At 64.4% G+C, this 15,500-nt stretch carries 12 protein-coding genes; 8 read left to right on the top strand and 4 right to left on the bottom strand.

The genetic code is table 11. The features are described from left to right. Positions 1 to 9: 9 nt before the first annotated feature. Positions 10 to 1,206, top strand: coding sequence for a Xaa-Pro peptidase family protein (locus tag ML401_RS17240; RefSeq protein ID WP_285812546.1), 1,197 nt, complete (start codon positions 10 to 12; stop codon positions 1,204 to 1,206). A 38-nt stretch (positions 1,207 to 1,244) separates the two neighbouring features. Here the strand turns inward: ML401_RS17240 and ML401_RS17245 are convergent, their stop codons facing one another. Then, positions 1,245 to 2,120 (bottom strand): ferritin family protein, encoded by an 876-nt coding sequence (locus ML401_RS17245; RefSeq protein WP_259210060.1) that lies wholly within the window; start codon positions 2,118 to 2,120, stop codon positions 1,245 to 1,247. 179 nt (positions 2,121 to 2,299) lie between these two features. On the opposite strand from ML401_RS17245, the gene ML401_RS17250 reads away from it, so the two are divergent. The 7 genes from ML401_RS17250 to ML401_RS17280 are packed head-to-tail and all read left to right on the top strand — an operon-like array spanning position 2,300 to position 11,237. Further along, positions 2,300 to 4,594 carry a NosR/NirI family protein gene (locus tag ML401_RS17250; protein ID WP_285812547.1) on the top strand — a complete coding sequence of 765 codons (2,295 nt, stop codon included), beginning with the start codon at positions 2,300 to 2,302 and terminating at the stop codon, positions 4,592 to 4,594. Positions 4,595 to 4,616: 22 nt separating this feature from the next. After that, positions 4,617 to 6,563: a TAT-dependent nitrous-oxide reductase gene (nosZ, locus tag ML401_RS17255; protein WP_212066555.1), complete on the top strand. Its 1,947-nt coding sequence runs from the start codon at positions 4,617 to 4,619 to the stop codon at positions 6,561 to 6,563. 31 nt (positions 6,564 to 6,594) lie between these two features. After that, positions 6,595 to 7,935, top strand: a complete 1,341-nt coding sequence (locus ML401_RS17260; protein WP_376717372.1) for a nitrous oxide reductase family maturation protein NosD — start codon at positions 6,595 to 6,597, stop codon at positions 7,933 to 7,935. Further along, complete coding sequence (locus ML401_RS17265) at positions 7,932 to 8,852, top strand: ABC transporter ATP-binding protein (RefSeq protein WP_285812549.1); 921 nt, start codon at positions 7,932 to 7,934, stop codon at positions 8,850 to 8,852. Before ML401_RS17260 ends, ML401_RS17265 begins: the two co-directional genes overlap by 4 nt. Further along, positions 8,849 to 9,676, top strand: coding sequence for an ABC transporter permease (locus tag ML401_RS17270; protein ID WP_194402087.1), 828 nt, complete (start codon positions 8,849 to 8,851; stop codon positions 9,674 to 9,676). The genes ML401_RS17265 and ML401_RS17270 overlap by 4 nt, the downstream gene beginning before the upstream one ends. Continuing rightward, positions 9,673 to 10,245 carry a nitrous oxide reductase accessory protein NosL gene (locus tag ML401_RS17275; protein ID WP_285812550.1) on the top strand — a complete coding sequence of 191 codons (573 nt, stop codon included), beginning with the start codon at positions 9,673 to 9,675 and terminating at the stop codon, positions 10,243 to 10,245. Before ML401_RS17270 ends, ML401_RS17275 begins: the two co-directional genes overlap by 4 nt. Further along, positions 10,242 to 11,237, top strand: a complete 996-nt coding sequence (locus ML401_RS17280; protein ID WP_285812551.1) for an FAD:protein FMN transferase — start codon at positions 10,242 to 10,244, stop codon at positions 11,235 to 11,237. The genes ML401_RS17275 and ML401_RS17280 overlap by 4 nt, the downstream gene beginning before the upstream one ends. A 17-nt stretch (positions 11,238 to 11,254) precedes the next feature. On the opposite strand, the gene ML401_RS17285 is transcribed toward ML401_RS17280, so the two are convergent. The 3 genes from ML401_RS17285 to ML401_RS17295 all read right to left on the bottom strand — a co-directional run bounded on the left by ML401_RS17285 (position 11,255) and on the right by ML401_RS17295 (position 15,491). Further along, positions 11,255 to 12,070, bottom strand: a complete 816-nt coding sequence (locus tag ML401_RS17285) for a hypothetical protein (RefSeq protein WP_285812552.1) — start codon at positions 12,068 to 12,070, stop codon at positions 11,255 to 11,257. 82 nt (positions 12,071 to 12,152) lie between these two features. Next, positions 12,153 to 13,442 carry a siderophore utilization protein FsrB gene (gene fsrB / locus ML401_RS17290; RefSeq protein ID WP_285812553.1) on the bottom strand — a complete coding sequence of 430 codons (1,290 nt, stop codon included), beginning with the start codon at positions 13,440 to 13,442 and terminating at the stop codon, positions 12,153 to 12,155. A gap of 54 nt (positions 13,443 to 13,496) precedes the next feature. Further along, entirely contained in the window at positions 13,497 to 15,491 is a 1,995-nt protein-coding gene (locus ML401_RS17295; RefSeq protein WP_285812694.1) for a TonB-dependent siderophore receptor, read from the bottom strand. Positions 15,492 to 15,500: the final 9 nt, after the last annotated feature.

A 15,500-nucleotide genomic window follows, 5' to 3' on the forward strand; every position in this document is an offset into this window, starting at 1 on the left:
AGGTCCGTCATGCAGGAAGCTGTTGCTCGTGCCGCCTCGCGCGCCATTCCGTTCGATACCGCCAAGCTCGACCGTCTCATGGAGGCGGCAGGCCTCGACGTCCTGATCGCGACGTCCAAGCACAACGTGCAATACCTGCTGGGGGCCGAACGGGCGATCTTCTTCGACTACATGGATGCCTTGGGCGTCAGCCGCTATCTGCCAGTGCTGGTCTATGCCAAGGGCGCTCCGGAGAAGTCGATCTATGTCGGGCATCGGCTGGAAACCCACCAGCGCACTGTCGCGCCGCCTTGGGTGCCGCTGGTCCGGACCGAATCGAATGGTTCGATGGACGCCGTCCAGCGCGCCTCAGAGCTGATCCGTCAGGCGGGCGTGCCCTGGAAGCGGGTCGGGGTGGAGATGCCGTTTATGCCGATGGATGCAGGAAAGGCGCTGGCCGACGCCCTGCCCGGCGCCGAGCTCGGGGACGCAGTGTTGGTCCTGGAGCGGCTGCGGGCAGTCAAATCGGGGGAGGAATTGGCGAAGTTGAAGACGGCGTCCGAGCTCGTCATTGCATCCATGTTGGCAGTGATCTGCGGTCACGGTCGGGGTACGACCAAACAGCAATTGTCGGATGCGTTGCGCCTTGCCGAAGTCAACCGCGGCCTGACCTTCGAGTATTGTCTGCTTGCCTGCGGCAGCAGCCATAATCGGGCGCCGTCATCGCAGCGCTGGGGGCAAGGCGAGGTGTTGTCGCTGGATTCGGGTGGCAATTACCTCGGCTATATCGGCGACGTCGCGCGCATGGCGGTCCTGGGCGAGCCGGATGCCGAGTTGAAGGACTATCTGGCCGAGATCGAGGCGGTCCAGCAAGCCGCCTTTGCTGCTGTCAGGCCAGGCGCGATGGGCGGCGACATCTATGTTGCGGCCGAGCGCCAGCTTGCGCAGATCACCCAACGCGACTGCACGGATTTCCTCGCCCACGGTATGGGCCTCGTCAGCCATGAGGCCCCTCGCCTGACCGCAACGGGTCCGGTTCCCTATGACGACAGCGACGCCCGCCGCCCTCTCGAAGCCGGCATGGTGATCTCAATCGAGACCACGATGAAGCATCCAAAGCGCGGCTTCATCAAGCTTGAGGATACGGTTGCTGTGACGAATAGCGGCTACCAGATTTTCGGCGAAGATGGACGCGGGTGGAATTTGGGCCGGAACGCTGCCGCCTAGACGGCGCAGCGAAACCCGCCGTAAGCGGCAGGCTGCCTTTAATTCATCGCGAGTGATCGCAGCCAGGCCAGTCGCGAGATCGCGCGTTCGGCGAGCTGCTGCAAACGTTCGAGATCGGCAGCGTCGTTCGACCGCTCGGCGCCTTCGAGATAACCATCGACGAGCGCCTCGGCGATCTCCAATGGGCCTTTATTCTCCATCGACGCTGGAAAGCTCCCGAGGCCGGTGGCGGCGTCGGCCATCCCGATGGCCTGTTGGCGGATGTCCCGGATGCGGATCGCCTCTGGTCCGCTCAGGCTTTGTTCCATCTCGGCGAGCTGCGCGACCAGGCGCAGCTCGAGTTCTCGCGCATCAATTTGCCGCACCGGCGCTGACGATGCCTCGGCACCGCTGCGGTCGTGCTCGTGGTGATAGGCGCGACGTCTCTCCTTGCGCAGGGTGGCGACATGGCCCAGTTCCTCCCGGGCCATCGCCTCGGATGCCTTCTTGACCTCGGGATCATGCGAGTAGGCTGCCAGATATGACCAGAAGGCGAAGGCCCGCTCCTCGTTGCGGACCGCCATGGCGAGTGCGCGGTACGGCGTCATCAGCCGCGATGTCTTCATCTCGGCTGCAGCTTCCGGGGCGAGTGTTTCCGGCGCCTCCCAGCGCACCAAGGCGGGATCCGGGTTCTTGCCTCGGCGCGATTGCGACCACTGCGTCACACTGTCCACGTGCTCGCGCTCGGCGGCGGCGAGCCGCGTGAACACTTCCGCCAGATCATCCTTGCCCTGCCCGCGCATCTCTTGGGCAAGGGAATCGTATTTTTTGGCCGCTTCCTGCTCCATTGCATGACCTAGCGCAAAGAGCTCGTCGATCGACTCCAATACACCCGCGGGCTCAGCACTGAGCAATGAAGTGCGCAGGAATGGCATGGCGAGGGTTTCCCGATGCAAATGTGTGACTTGGTTGTGCGAATGCGCAATCATTCTACTTTAGCTTGACAGATGTAGTCGCGCACGACGACTGTGGCACGTCAGCGGCGACAAATCATCGACGAAGAGTCTCAAGGCACGCGCGACCCGGTTGGTCGCGCAGATGGCATTTGACCGACATGTCGAAGCGACCGCATGAAGAGTCTACCTTCGCAAGGCGTGCAGCGCTGGCGCTCGCAGGCTTGCTGCTGGTGTGTCTGACTTATATTTCGCCCGCCTGCGCTGCGGCTGACTTACCGACATACCTGCCGAAGATCGCGCCTGCGGAATTTTTCCCGGGCGCTGATCGTTTCGGACCGCCACAAGGTGATCCGCCGATTGTACCTGTATACCGCGGCGATCAGCTGCAGGGATTTGTCTTCCTCAACTCCGACTTCGCGAATTCCGTCGGTTACTCCGGCAAACCGATTCACCTGCTGGCCGGCATCGATCCCAAGGGCGTTATCACCGGTATCAAGCTGGTCGATCACAAGGAGCCGATCGTGCTGGTCGGCATTCCGGAAGCGCGCATCGTCGCGGCCGTGAATGGGCTGATCGGCAAGGACATGAAGCCTGTCGCAAGTGGCGCCGAGAAGCCGCCGCAGGTCGACATCGTGAGCGGCGCAACCGTCACCGTGCTGGTGATGGGCGACAGTATCGTTCGCGCGGCGTCCAAGCTCATCCGAAGCGGTCGCGTAGGCGGTGGCGACGGCGCGGCGGCTTCGGCAGCCCTGCCCCCAGTCATCAAGACGCTCGATCTCGAACGCAGTGAGGTGCGCGACTGGGAAAGCCTCGTCGGCGACGGCTCGATACGCCGGCTTCATCTTGGCATCGGCGACATCAACGATGCCTTTGCAAAATCCGGCAGCGCGGCGGCAAGCCAGTATCCCGAGCCAGGTGACGCCGGCGACACCTTCATCGACCTCTATGTCGCGCTCGTGAGCGCGCCCACGATCGGCCGCAGCCTGCTCGGCGATGACGGCTATCGGCGGCTGAAGGACGGCCTGAAGCCCGGGCAGCAGGCGATTGTCGTCGCAGGCAACGGTCCCTACTCCTTCAAGGGCTCGGCCTACGTCCGCGGCGGCATCTTCGATCGCATCGAGATTCTGCAGGACGGCAACAGCACCCGCTTCCGCGACCGTAACCACACCCGTCTTGGCGCATTGGAGGCGGTCGGCACGCCCGAGTTCAAGGAAATCGGCCTGTTCGTCACCCCGCCCGAGTTCACCTTGGATCCCACCCAGCCGTGGCAGCTTCAGCTGCTGGTGCAGCGGAGCCTCGGCGGCCGCGACAAGGCATTCCTGACCTTCGACCTCGGCTACGCCCTACCCGACAGCTACATTCGCCGCGAGCAACGCACGGTGACGGTGCCGGAGAGCGCGGCGCCTCCGGTCTCGCAGGCAAAGGCTGCGGCCACACCGCCGGCGGAGGAAGACGAGCCTCTCTGGATGCGGATCTGGCGGTCGAGCACCGTGTCGATCGGCATCACCGCATTCATGCTGGCCGCCCTCACCGGCATCTTCTTCTTTCAGAACCTGCTCGTGCGTCGGCCGGTATTCTACACCTGGGTGCGACGAGGCTATCTCGCTTTCGTCCTGGTCTGGCTTGGCTGGTACGCCAACGCGCAGCTGTCCGTCGTCAACGTCGTCACCTTCAGCAATGCGCTGGTGACGGGCTTCCGCTGGGAATTCTTCCTCGCCGCTCCCCTGATCTTCATCCTGTGGGCCGCGACGGCCGGCGGGCTCCTGTTCTGGGGCCGCGGCCCGTTCTGCGGCTGGCTTTGTCCCTTCGGCGCGCTCCAGGAGCTCACCAACACGGCCGCGAAATGGCTGAAGGTGCCGCAAATCACCGTGCCGTGGGGACTCCACGAGCGGCTGTGGCCGATCAAGTACATCATCTTCCTCGGACTGTTCGGCCTGTCGCTCTATTCGGTCGACATGGCTGAACGGTTCGCCGAGGTCGAACCGTTCAAGACCGCGATCATCCTGAAGTTTTCGCGGAGCTGGCCGTTCGTCGCCTATGCCGTCGCCCTGCTCGTCATCGGCCTCTTCATCGAGCGCTTCTTCTGCCGCTACCTCTGCCCGCTCGGCGCTGCGCTCGCCATTCCCGGCCGCATCCGGACCTTCGAATGGCTGCGCCGCTGGGAAGAGTGCGGCTCGCCCTGTCAGCGCTGCGCCAAGGAATGCCCAGTGCAATCGATCCATCCCGAGGGTCACATCAACGTCAATGAGTGCATCTACTGCATGCACTGTCAGGAACTCTATTACGACGACCACCGCTGCCCGCACATGATCCAGGTGCGGCTCAAGCGCGAGAAGTTCGCGGCGATGTCCTCGCCCACGATGCGCTCGGGCGGCAAGGGTCCCGCGACCGTCATCACCGCCGGCGGCAAGACTGTCGGCGCGTCACCCGCCATCTCTCCACCACCGAACTGAACCGAAAGCCGAGGAGGCAATCATGAGCGAGAACGATAAGGCAAAGGGCGTCAGCCGACGAACAGTGCTGGGAACGACGGCGGCCGCAGCGGGCGTGGGCCTTGCCGGCGGAGTAGCGCTGACGGACGGCGGCTTCGTCTCCTCCGCGGACGCGCAGACCAAGAATGCCGCGCCGAAAGCGCCGGCGGCGAGGCCGGCCGTTCAGAAGACCGAGGTCGCGCCCGGCGAGCTCGACGAATATTATGTGTTCTTCTCGAGCGGACAGTCCGGCGAGATGCGTATCATCGGCCTTCCCTCGATGCGCGAGCTGATGCGCGTCCCGGTCTTCAACCGCTGCAGCGCGACCGGCTGGGGCCAGACCAACGAGAGCATCAAGGTCCTGACCGAAGGCATGCAGCCCGCGACCCGCGAGTTCCTCAAGAACCGCGGCGGCACGTACCTGAACGGCGACCTCCACCACCCGCACATCTCGTTCACGGACGGCACCTATGACGGTCGCTATGCCTTCATGAACGACAAGGCCAACAGCCGCGTCGCACGGGTGCGGCTCGACATCATGAAATGCGACAAGATCGTCGAGCTGCCGAACCAGCACACGGTCCACGGACTGCGGGTGCAGAAATACCCGCGCACGGGGTATGTGTTTGCCAATGGCGAGGATGGCGTGCCGCTGCCCAATGACGGCAAGGTCCTCGACGATGCCAAGCAGTATCGCTCCATCTTCAGCGCGATTGACGGCGACACGATGAAGGTGGCCTGGCAGGTGATCGTCAGCGGCAACCTCGACAACGTCGATGCCGACTATCAGGGCAAATACTGCTTCGCGACCTGCTACAACGGCGAGGAAGGCGTCACGCTCGCGGAGATGACTGCCAGCGAACAGGACTGGGTCGTCATCTTCAACATCAAGCGGATCGAGGAAGCCCTGAAGAAGGGCGACTTCAAGGAAATGAACGGCGTGCCCGTCATCGACGGCCGCAAGGGCTCGGCCTACACCCGCTACGTTCCGGTCTCGAACAATCCGCACGGCATGAACACGGCGCCGGACGGCATTCACATCGTGGCGGCCGGAAAACTCTCGCCCACCGTGACCGTGATGGACGTCCGCAAATTCGACGATCTGTTCGACGATAAGATCAAGCCGCGCGACGTCGTGGTCGCGGAGCCCGAGCTCGGCCTCGGCCCGCTGCATACCGCCTACGACGGCAAGGGCAACGCCTACACGACGCTGTTCCTCGACAGCCAGGTCTGCAAGTGGAGCATCGATCTCGCCAAGCGGGCGTTCAAGGGCGAGAAGGTCAATCCCATCCTGCAGAAGATCGACGTGCACTATCAGCCCGGTCACAACCATTCTTCGATGGGCCAGACCAAGGAGGCGGATGGAAAATGGCTCATCTCGCTGAACAAGTTCTCGAAGGACCGTTTCCTGAACGTCGGCCCGCTCAAGCCCGAGAACGATCAGCTGATCGACATCTCCGGCGATCAGATGAAGCTGGTGCATGACGGCCCGAGCTTCGCCGAGCCGCATGACGCGACCATCGTTCACCGCTCCAAGATCAACCCGATCTCGATCTACGATCGCGCGGATCCGATGTTTGCGGACGCGGTCAAGCAGGCCAAGGCGGACGGCATCAACCTCGAGGCGGATTCGAAGGTCATTCGCGACGGCAACAAGGTGCGCGTCTACATGACGTCCACCGCCCCAGCCTTTGGTCTCGAGCAGTTCCAGGTCAAGCAAGGTGACGAAGTGACGGTATTCGTCACCAATATCGATGCGGTGGAAGACCTGACGCACGGGTTCTGCATCGTGAACTACGGCATCCAGATGGAGATCGGGCCGATGGCGACGGCGTCCGTGAGTTTCACGGCCGACAGGCCGGGTGTCTACTGGTACTATTGCTCCTGGTTCTGCCACGCCATGCACATGGAGATGAAGGGCCGGATGTTTGTCGAGCCGAAATCGGTCTGATCGGAGCGACCTCGTGGGTCCATTGTTACGCATGTTTCCGGCGGCGCTGGTCGCCGCCGGATTGTCCGGCTTCGCCAGTGCGGAGACGTTGACGGCTGCGCCTGGCCAGTCACTGCAAGCCGTGCTGGACAGCGCGCGCGCCGACGACATCGTCGCGCTTGCGGCCGGCGAATATCACGGCGCGATCCGCATCGACCGTCCTTTACAGCTGGTCGGCAACCGCGAGGCCGTGCTCGATGGCGACGGCGCCGGCAACGTCATCACCGTCAGCGCACCCGACGTCACTGTCCGCGGCTTGACCATCCGGGGATCGGGCCGCGATCTTCAGGCGATGAATTCCGGGATCTTCCTGCAGAAGACGGCCGAGCGCGCGACGATCGAGGGCAACCGGCTGGTGGGAAACCTGTTCGGCGTCTATGTGCATGGCGCCAGGGGCTCCCGCGTCGTCCGCAACGAGATCGAGGGACTGCGCGGCGGACGTCTCAGCGAGGCGGGCAACGGCGTTTCGCTTTGGAATGCGCCTGACGTCACCATCGCCAACAACAATTTCCGTTACGGCCGCGACGGCATCTTCTCGATCTCCAGCAACAAGGACCGTTTCCTCGACAATCGCTTCGAGCAGGTTCGCTTCGCCGTCCACTACATGTACACCAACGACAGCGAGATCAGCGGGAACGTTTCAGTTGGCAACCATGTCGGCTACGCCATCATGTATTCGAACCGTCTCGTGATCCGCGGCAATTCCTCCGATCGCGATCGCGACTATGGCATGCTCTTCAACTACGCGAACTATGCCCAGATCGAAGACAATCGGGTCATCGGTGGCCCGCTCGGCTCGACTGTACAGAAAGCGGACGAAGGTCCCGACGACGAGCGAGGCATGCTGCCGCAAGCCAAACGGGAGAGCACGCTGCGGAGCGGCCCCGAGAAATGCGTGTTCATCTACAACACCAATCACAACAAATTCCGCAACAACTGGTTCGAGCGCTGCGCCATCGGCGTGCACTTCACGGCCGGCTCCGAAGGCAACGAGATCACCGGCAACGCCTTCGTCAGCAACGCCAACCAGGTGAAATATGTCGGCACACGGCATCTCGACTGGTCGACCGGGGGGCGCGGCAATTACTGGAGCGATAATCCGGCCTTCGACCTCAACGGCGACGGTATCGCCGACACGGCGTACCGGCCGAACGACCTCATCGATCGCGTGCTGTGGACGGCGCCCGCTGCGAAGGTCCTGATCAACAGCCCCGCCGTCCAGGTGATCCGCTGGGCGCAGGCGCAGTTTCCGGCGTTGTTGCCCGGCGGCGTGGTCGACAGCCATCCGCTGGTATCGCCCCCACAGGGCGCGGCGCGGAAGGAGACGCGATGACCAGCACGGTACGCGTCAGCGACGTCACCAAGACCTATGGCCGGGTCGAGGCCGTGCGCGGCGCCTCGTTCACGCTTGGCCAGGGCGAGCTGGTGGCCTTGATCGGCCACAACGGCGCCGGCAAGACCACGCTCATGAAGCTCATGCTGGGGCTGATCCGGCCGACCAGCGGCGCCATCGAGGTTCTCGGAGACAATCCCGCCGTCGGCGAATTCGCGGGCCGGCGCCAGCTCGGCTACCTCCCGGAAAACGTCTCCTTCGACCCTGCCCTCACCGGCCGCGAGACGCAGGCCTTCTATGCCAGGCTAAAGCGGGAGCCGGTGGCCAAGGCGCTCGATCTGCTCGAAGCCGTCGGGCTGGGCGCGGCGAGCCGCCGCCGGGTCAGCACCTATTCGAAAGGCATGCGCCAGCGGCTCGGGCTCGCGCAGGCGCTGCTCGGTCAGCCGCGCGTGCTGCTGCTCGACGAGCCGACCACCGGCCTCGATCCTGAGCTGCGGCAGACCTTCTACGACATCATCGCGCGGCTGGCGGCCAGCGGCGCGACCGTGCTGCTGTCGTCGCATGCGCTGACCGAACTCGAGGAACGTGCGGGCCGGGTCATCATCATGAACCGCGGCATCAAGGTCGCGGACGGATCGATCGACGAGCTGCGTCGTCTCGCCAGGCTGCCCACCAGGATCCGCCTCAAGGTGGCGGGCCTCGCTCCGAGCGAGATGCCGGGCTGGGCGCCGCAAGATGCGACCTGCCGCCGCCTGAACGGCCACATCGTCGAGATCGACGCCGCGCCGGAGCGCAAGATCGAGCTGCTGCATCGCGCCACGGCCGCCGGCAATGCCGTCGAGGATGTCGATGTGGTTCCGCCGACCCTCGACGAGCTCTATGCTCATTTCCTCCGGCAATCGGAGCAGGCGCCATGAATGTCATGATCATCGCCGCCAAGGAGATCCATCAGGCCATCCGCAATCGCTGGGTGCTTGCCGCAACGCTCCTGCTCGCTGGGCTTGCTTTGTCGCTGACCTTTCTCGGCAGCGCGCCGACCGGGAATGTGGGCGTTCGCACGCTGGACGTGGTCGTCGTCAGCCTGTCGAGCCTGACGATCTTTCTCGTTCCGCTCATCGCGCTTCTGATCTCTCATGACGCCATCGTCGGCGAGATGGAACGCGGGACGATGCTGTTGCTGCTGAGCTATCCGGTCGCGCGATGGCAGGTTCTGCTCGGCAAGTTCCTGGGCCATCTCGCCGTCCTCGCTTTTGCGACGTGCCTCGGCTACGGCGCGGCGGTTGGGGCGCTGGCGGCGACGGGCAGCCAGATCGACGGCGATAGTCTGCTGGCGTTCGGGGCCATGGTGGGCTCCTCGGTGCTCCTCGGCGCCGTTTTCGTCGCGATCGGATATCTGGTCAGCGCGCTCGTGCGGGACCGCGGGACGGCAGCCGGCATCTGCATCGGATTGTGGCTGCTGCTGGTGCTGATCTACGACATGGCGCTGCTCGGCGTGCTCGCGCTCGATCAGGGACGCAGCATCTCGGCCGCCGTGCTCAACGCCATGCTGCTGGCGAACCCGACCGACGCCTATCGTCTGATCAACCTCACCGGATTTGCCAATGTCAGCACCTTCGCCGGCATGGCCGGCCTTGCCCAGACGACGTCCCTGACGATACCGGTGCTGCTGACCGCCCTGCTCGGCTGGACCTCGGTGCCGCTGGCGCTGGCCGCGCTCGCATTCTCGCGGAGGGAGTTATGAGGCGCCGAACGATCCTGCTCGCCTTGCTCGTGCCGCTGGCGCTCGCAGGCTGCAACGACAAGCAGGCGGCGAAGGTCCCGCCGCCGCATCGGATGACCGCGGAAGATATCGGCCATTACTGCGGCATGAACGTGCTCGAGCATCCGGGACCGAAGGGCCATATCTTTGCCGCGAGCCTCATTGAGCCCGTGTGGTTCTCGTCGGTGCGGGACACCATCGCCTTCACCATGCTGCCCGACGAGCCCAAGGACATTTTGGCGATCTACGTGTCCGACATGGGCAAGACCCCCGACTGGGACAAGCCGGGCGCCGACAATTGGATCGAGGCGCGCAAGGCGCTGTTCGTGATCGAGAGCCGGGTCAAGAGCGGCATGGGCGGCGACGAGGCCGTTCCGTTCTCGGACAAGGCGGCGGCGGAGAAGTTCGCCGCTGAAAACGGCGGCAGGATCGTCGGCTTCAACGATGTGCCGCGGGACTATGTCCTGGCGTCGGCGACTGTCCCCGGCACTGCGGCGGCCGACGAGGCAGCGGAAGGCCCGTCGAGCGAACGACCGAGGAGGACGCCATGACGCCAACCCTGACGCGGCGACGCTTCATCCGGATCAGCGCGGCGGCCGCTAGCCTCGGCGCGCTGTCTTCAGGTCATCCCGCTCGTGCAGCGATCGCGCCGGTCACCTGGCGCGGCACGATGCTGGGCGCGGTTGCGACGTTGGAGATCCACGACGAGGATCGCAGCCGGGCGGAGCGGCTGATCGCACTGGCCTGCGCCGAGGCGCGGCGGCTCGAGCGACAGTTCAGTCTCTACCTCCCCGATTCCGCCCTGGTCGTCCTGAACCGGACGGGTGTCCTGATCGATCCCGCCGCCGAAATGGTCGAGCTGCTCTCGATTTCGCAGCACTATTCCATGGTCACGGGCGGTGTGTTCGACGTCACGGTGCAGCCGCTGTGGGAGCTCTATGCCAGCCACTTCGCGCGCGATGACGCCGATCCGGCGGGTCCTGCGGCAACCGAGATCGAGGCGGCGCTGGCGCGCATCGGTAGCCAACGGCTGTCAGTCAGCCGCGACCGGATCGTGATGCCCAAGGGCATGGCCGTCACCCTGAACGGGATCGCGCAAGGCTACGTCACCGACAAAGTGGTCGACCTGCTGCGGGCGCACGGCGTCTCGCACAGCCTGGTCGACATGGGCGAAGCCCGCGCGATCGGCGCGCGTCCGGACGGACATCCCTGGGAGGTCGGCATCGCCGATCCCGACATTGTCGGCCAGACGAAGACGGTCTTGCCGGTCGTCGATCGCGCCGTGTCCACCTCGGGCGGCTACGGCTGCCAGTTCGATTCCAGGGCGCGCTTCAACCATTTGTTCGATCCCCGATCGGGCGGCTGCGCCCTGCGCTATCGCAGCGTGACGACCGTGTCCCGCAGCGCGACTGCCGCTGACGCCCTGTCGACGGCGTTCAGCCTGATGCCGACGGAGCAGATCCGATCATTGCTGCCGCGCGTCGATATCGATCGCGTGCACCTGATCGATGAGGCCGGCAAGCCGGTCGAATTGTCCGCGTAGCAGAGCAGTCGGGACGGCTATCGCGACAGCAACAGATCCAACTGGCCCTGTGCCTTTTTGACGGCCGCTGCGTACCAGCTCTGGCTTGGTGCTTCCTTGGCGAAGCATTTGGTGTAGGCGTCCATCGCCTGGTCTTCTTTGGCCATGGCGTCTTGCGGCGTTTTCCGGGCCATCATCTGCTTCCAGACTTTCTCGCAGGCCGGAATCTCGGACGTCTTCACGGCGTCGCTGTCGGCGAGGAAGAAGACCTTGTCACCCTGGATCGCGACGACGTCGATCTCACGCGGCGGCGCTTTCAGATCGCCATTGCCGCGCACGCCCAGCACCGCGGCGGCGACGCTCGCAGACGCCGGCTTGATGATCGGCAGCTCCGCATATTTGGCGAAGGCCGAGTCCTGAATTGCTTGATAGTAGAAGCGGTCGGACTTGAAGGCCCCACCGATCTCTTGCGGCATGCCGTCCTCCCGGTGCTCACCCAGCCAGTGCTTGAGCAGCCCCGTTGTGGTCACCACAGCCTGTCTCTTGTCGCCTTCGGAGGCGAAACCGAGACCGTCGAGATGGCCGAAGCCCGAGTCACCTTTGAACAGCGTGTCGGCGTTCGATTTGCCGTCCGCGGGCAGCCCCTTGATCGCGACCGGTCCGATAAGGCCGCGCAGCACGCCCGCCAGCTCCTTCAGGGCGGCCTCGTGCTGCTTGTAGATCTCCTCACTCTCCTTGGCTTTGGAGAACGTTGCGATGTAGCGATCGCGCAGGTCGAGATAGCGTTGCTCGGGAGTCGCTGCATGAACGGGCGTCGCCAGGACGAGCAGGCAGAGCAAGGCAAGCGATTTCATTCGGCGTCCGGGGACTTGGGAGCGGTCCCCCATTGGTGGCGGCGCCAGGCCGGAAGGTTCATCCTCGGTCGCCGGGCGCGCCCTACTCCGCCGGCGTGAGTTGCCGATCGAGCCGCACCGCCGCGGTCTCACGAACCCGGACGCGGGCGCGGCGCTTGCGCCACCAGATCACGACGCCGGTGACCGAGAGCGCGGCGACAACGAGCCCCATGATCGAGATCAGGATGCGGCCGAACAGTCCGACGATACGGCCCGAATGCAGCGGGAACTGGGCCTGGACGAAGATGTCGGCGGCGGTGCCGACCCAGGGCAGCCGTTCGCCGATGGGGCGGCCATCCTCGCTGTCGTAATAGAGCTGCGCCGGGCCGACGCCGCCGGCGCCGTGATCGTCGCCGGGGTGGAAGAAGGCGGCGGCATAAACACCATGAGCCGGGCCGTAATTGACCGAGCCGACCGGGATGGTCCAGCCTCGCGCCTTGCCGTCGGCCGCCGCGCGCGCAGCGATCTCGGCGAAGGTAACCTTGGGCTCGATGGGATTGTCGAGATCGCGATAGGGCCGCTGCTCATAGGGCGTCGGCGTGTAGTTCGACACCATCTTCATCATCGGCGAGAACACCTCGAAATAGAGGTTCAGCGAGAACGCCGTGAAGGCGATGACGAAGAGCACGCCCCAGGTCCACAGGCTGAAGGCGCGATGGATGTCGAAATTGATCCGGTAGGCGCTGCCCGAGGTCTTGATGGTCCAGGCCGGCGCCCAGCGCGCCCAGAAGCCGCGCTCGAGCTGGCGCGTGACTTCAGGTGCCCGCACCACCTTGGTCCGGCGCCGCGAAGGCAGCGTCAGATAGAAGCCGACGAAGCAGTCGATGGTCCAGATGATGGCGATCACGCCGAGCAGGCGCATGCCCCAGCGATCGCTGCCCCAGAACTCCGGGATGTGCATCGTGTAGTGCAGCTTGTAGAGGAAGGAGACGAAATTCTCCCGCGTCACCGGCCACACCGCGCCCCAATAGCGCCGGCCGAGTTCGGCGCCGGTGTTGGGATCGAGGAATATCTGATTATAGTCGAGCGCGTAACGCTTGCCGGTCGCGGGATCGATCCTGGGCATGACGAAGAACCACAGCGAATGGCCCTCCTCCGGCGTCATGAAGAGATAGACGACGCGCGCGCGGGGATCGCGTTGCTCGATCATCCTGGCGAGCTCGATCGAGGGGATGGCGGGCCCCTTGCTGGTGACGTCGAATAAATGGCTGTTCAGGACGTCGTCGATCTCATGGTCCCACGAGATTATCGCGCCCGTGATGCCGGAGAAGAACAGGAATCCGGCCGTGAGCAGTCCCGCCCAGCGATGCAGCTTGCCGAATATCGCTCTCATCGTCTTGCACTCTCATCCGGCAGGTCCGGCTCGCTTTGCCGGACCGTCTTCGGTTCACCAGCGGTAAGTCAGCTTGCCGATGGCTTTCCGTCCCTCGGCATACATGCAGCCCGACAGGCCGTAGCAGGCGGCGACATAGCGCGTATCCGCCAGATTGGTGACGTTCACCGACAGACGCCAATTGTCCCTGGTGTAGGCGAGGAGCGCATCCAGCACGGTGGCCGATCCCACCTTGAACGTGTTGGCATCGTCACCCCAGGTCGCGCCGACATAGCGAACGCCGCCGCCGAACTGCAGGCCCGCCAGCAGTCCGTTCTGAAGCGTGTAGTCGCTCCACAACGAGGCGCGGTTGAGCGGCACGGTGACGGGGGCCTTGCCGACATTGACCGGATCCTGCGTGACCATGGCATCGACATAGGCATAGGCCGCCCGCAGGTTCCAGCCGTCGGCGAGCGACATCGAGCCTTCAAGCTCGATGCCGCGCGACTTCACCTGCCCGATCTGTTCGTAAAAGGTCGTCGCAGGCACGTACACAGCGACGTTGTCACGCGTCAGGTCGAAGGCAGCGAGGGTGAACAGCGCGTTCCAGCCGAGCGGCTGATACTTGACGCCCACCTCGTACTGCACGCCGGTCTCGGGATTGAGCATCTGTCCGGACGGACTTGTCGCGAGCTGCGGCAGGAACGACTCGGAATAGCTGAGATAGGGGGCGATGCCGTTGTCGAAATTGTACATCATTGCGGCGCGGCCGGTGAAGGCCGAGGCGTCCTTCGTGACTGATGTATCGGCAGGAGGCAGATTGGTGTCGAGCTGCGTCGTCACGAAATCCTGACGGCCCGCGAGCTGGAACGACAGCCGGCCAAGCTTGATCTGGTCCTGCGCATAGAGGCCGAGCTGCGACTGCTTCACGCCCTTGTTGTCGTAGAGGCCGCCCATGGCCCAATCGTTGCTGTAGACCGGATTGAAGACGTTGATCTCCGGCGACGACGTCGTGACGGCAAAGGCGGTGTCGCGGAACGTGGTGTTGCGATAGTCGAGCCCGACCAGCGTGGTGTGGCTGAGAATGCCGGTGTTGAACTTGCCCTGGAGCTGGTTGTCCACCGCAAGGGAATTGATATACGAGTTGCTGTAGCTGCCGAAACGCCCCAGCTGCCCCGCCGCCTCGTCGGTGTATCCGGTACCGTAGAAGGTCTTTTCCTCGTTGTGCTGGTAGGCGTAGCGCAGGTTCTGCCGGAACGTGATGTTGTCGGTGAAATTGTGCGACAGCTGATACCCGGCGGTTGCGATCTCGGTGTTGAACGCGTTGAAACCAGGCACGCCCGCGAAGAACGAGACCGGAATGGTGCGGCCGTTGTTCGGCCATACCGTGCCCGAGGCCGGCAGGAATTGCAGGCCCCACCCTGCCCGGTCGCGCTGGTAGTTGGCGAGCAGGGTGATGGTGGTGTCCTCGTTCGGCTTGAAGGTGACGGCCGGTGCGATGAAGACGCGATTGTCCTTGGTGAAGTCGACCTGGGTTTCGCCGTCGCGAACGACGCCAGTCAGGCGCCACAGCACCGTGCCTTCCTTGTTGGCGGGTCCGCCCATGTCGAACTGGCCCTGGTAGCGGTTGAAGCTGCCGCCGGAGATCGAGACCTCGCCGAACTGCTGCGCGGTCGGCAGCTTGGTCACGTAGTTGAGGATGCCGCCGGTGCCGCTGCCGCCATACATCGCCGACGACGGACCCTTCAGCACTTCCAGACGCTCGGCGCCGTAGGGATCGAGGCCGTTGAAATGCACGTAATTGCTCGAAGGGATTCGCAGGCCATCGATGTAGAGGCCGGACATGGTCGTGTCGAAGCCGCGGATCTGGAGCGCGCCGAAGCGGGTATCGGAACCGCCATTGACGTCGCCGCTGACGCCGGCGGTGTACCGCAGCGCCTCGCCGATCGAGACCGCGCCCTGATTGCGGACCTGATCGGTGGTGACGACGGACACCGACTGCGGGGTTTCGATCAGCGGCGTATCCGTCTTGCTGGCGGTACCGCTGCGCGTGGCGACGAAGCCGCGCACAGGACCGTT

The organism is Bradyrhizobium sp. 62B (genome assembly GCF_030272265.2).
In the GTDB taxonomy this organism is placed as follows: Bacteria; Pseudomonadota; Alphaproteobacteria; order Rhizobiales; family Xanthobacteraceae; genus Bradyrhizobium.

Excerpts from the sequence above, each read along its gene's own strand:
- ML401_RS17240 (WP_285812546.1), top strand. The coding sequence starts at position 10 with ATGCAGGAAGCTGTTGCTCGTGCCGCCTCGCGCGCCATTCCGTTCGAT.
- ML401_RS17245 (WP_259210060.1), bottom strand. The coding sequence starts at position 2,120 with ATGCCATTCCTGCGCACTTCATTGCTCAGTGCTGAGCCCGCGGGTGTA.
- ML401_RS17250 (WP_285812547.1), top strand. The coding sequence starts at position 2,300 with ATGTCGAAGCGACCGCATGAAGAGTCTACCTTCGCAAGGCGTGCAGCG.
- nosZ (WP_212066555.1), top strand. The coding sequence starts at position 4,617 with ATGAGCGAGAACGATAAGGCAAAGGGCGTCAGCCGACGAACAGTGCTG.
- ML401_RS17260 (WP_376717372.1), top strand. The coding sequence starts at position 6,595 with ATGTTTCCGGCGGCGCTGGTCGCCGCCGGATTGTCCGGCTTCGCCAGT.
- ML401_RS17265 (WP_285812549.1), top strand. The coding sequence starts at position 7,932 with ATGACCAGCACGGTACGCGTCAGCGACGTCACCAAGACCTATGGCCGG.
- ML401_RS17270 (WP_194402087.1), top strand. The coding sequence starts at position 8,849 with ATGAATGTCATGATCATCGCCGCCAAGGAGATCCATCAGGCCATCCGC.
- ML401_RS17275 (WP_285812550.1), top strand. The coding sequence starts at position 9,673 with ATGAGGCGCCGAACGATCCTGCTCGCCTTGCTCGTGCCGCTGGCGCTC.
- ML401_RS17280 (WP_285812551.1), top strand. The coding sequence starts at position 10,242 with ATGACGCCAACCCTGACGCGGCGACGCTTCATCCGGATCAGCGCGGCG.
- ML401_RS17285 (WP_285812552.1), bottom strand. The coding sequence starts at position 12,070 with ATGAAATCGCTTGCCTTGCTCTGCCTGCTCGTCCTGGCGACGCCCGTT.
- fsrB (WP_285812553.1), bottom strand. The coding sequence starts at position 13,442 with ATGAGAGCGATATTCGGCAAGCTGCATCGCTGGGCGGGACTGCTCACG.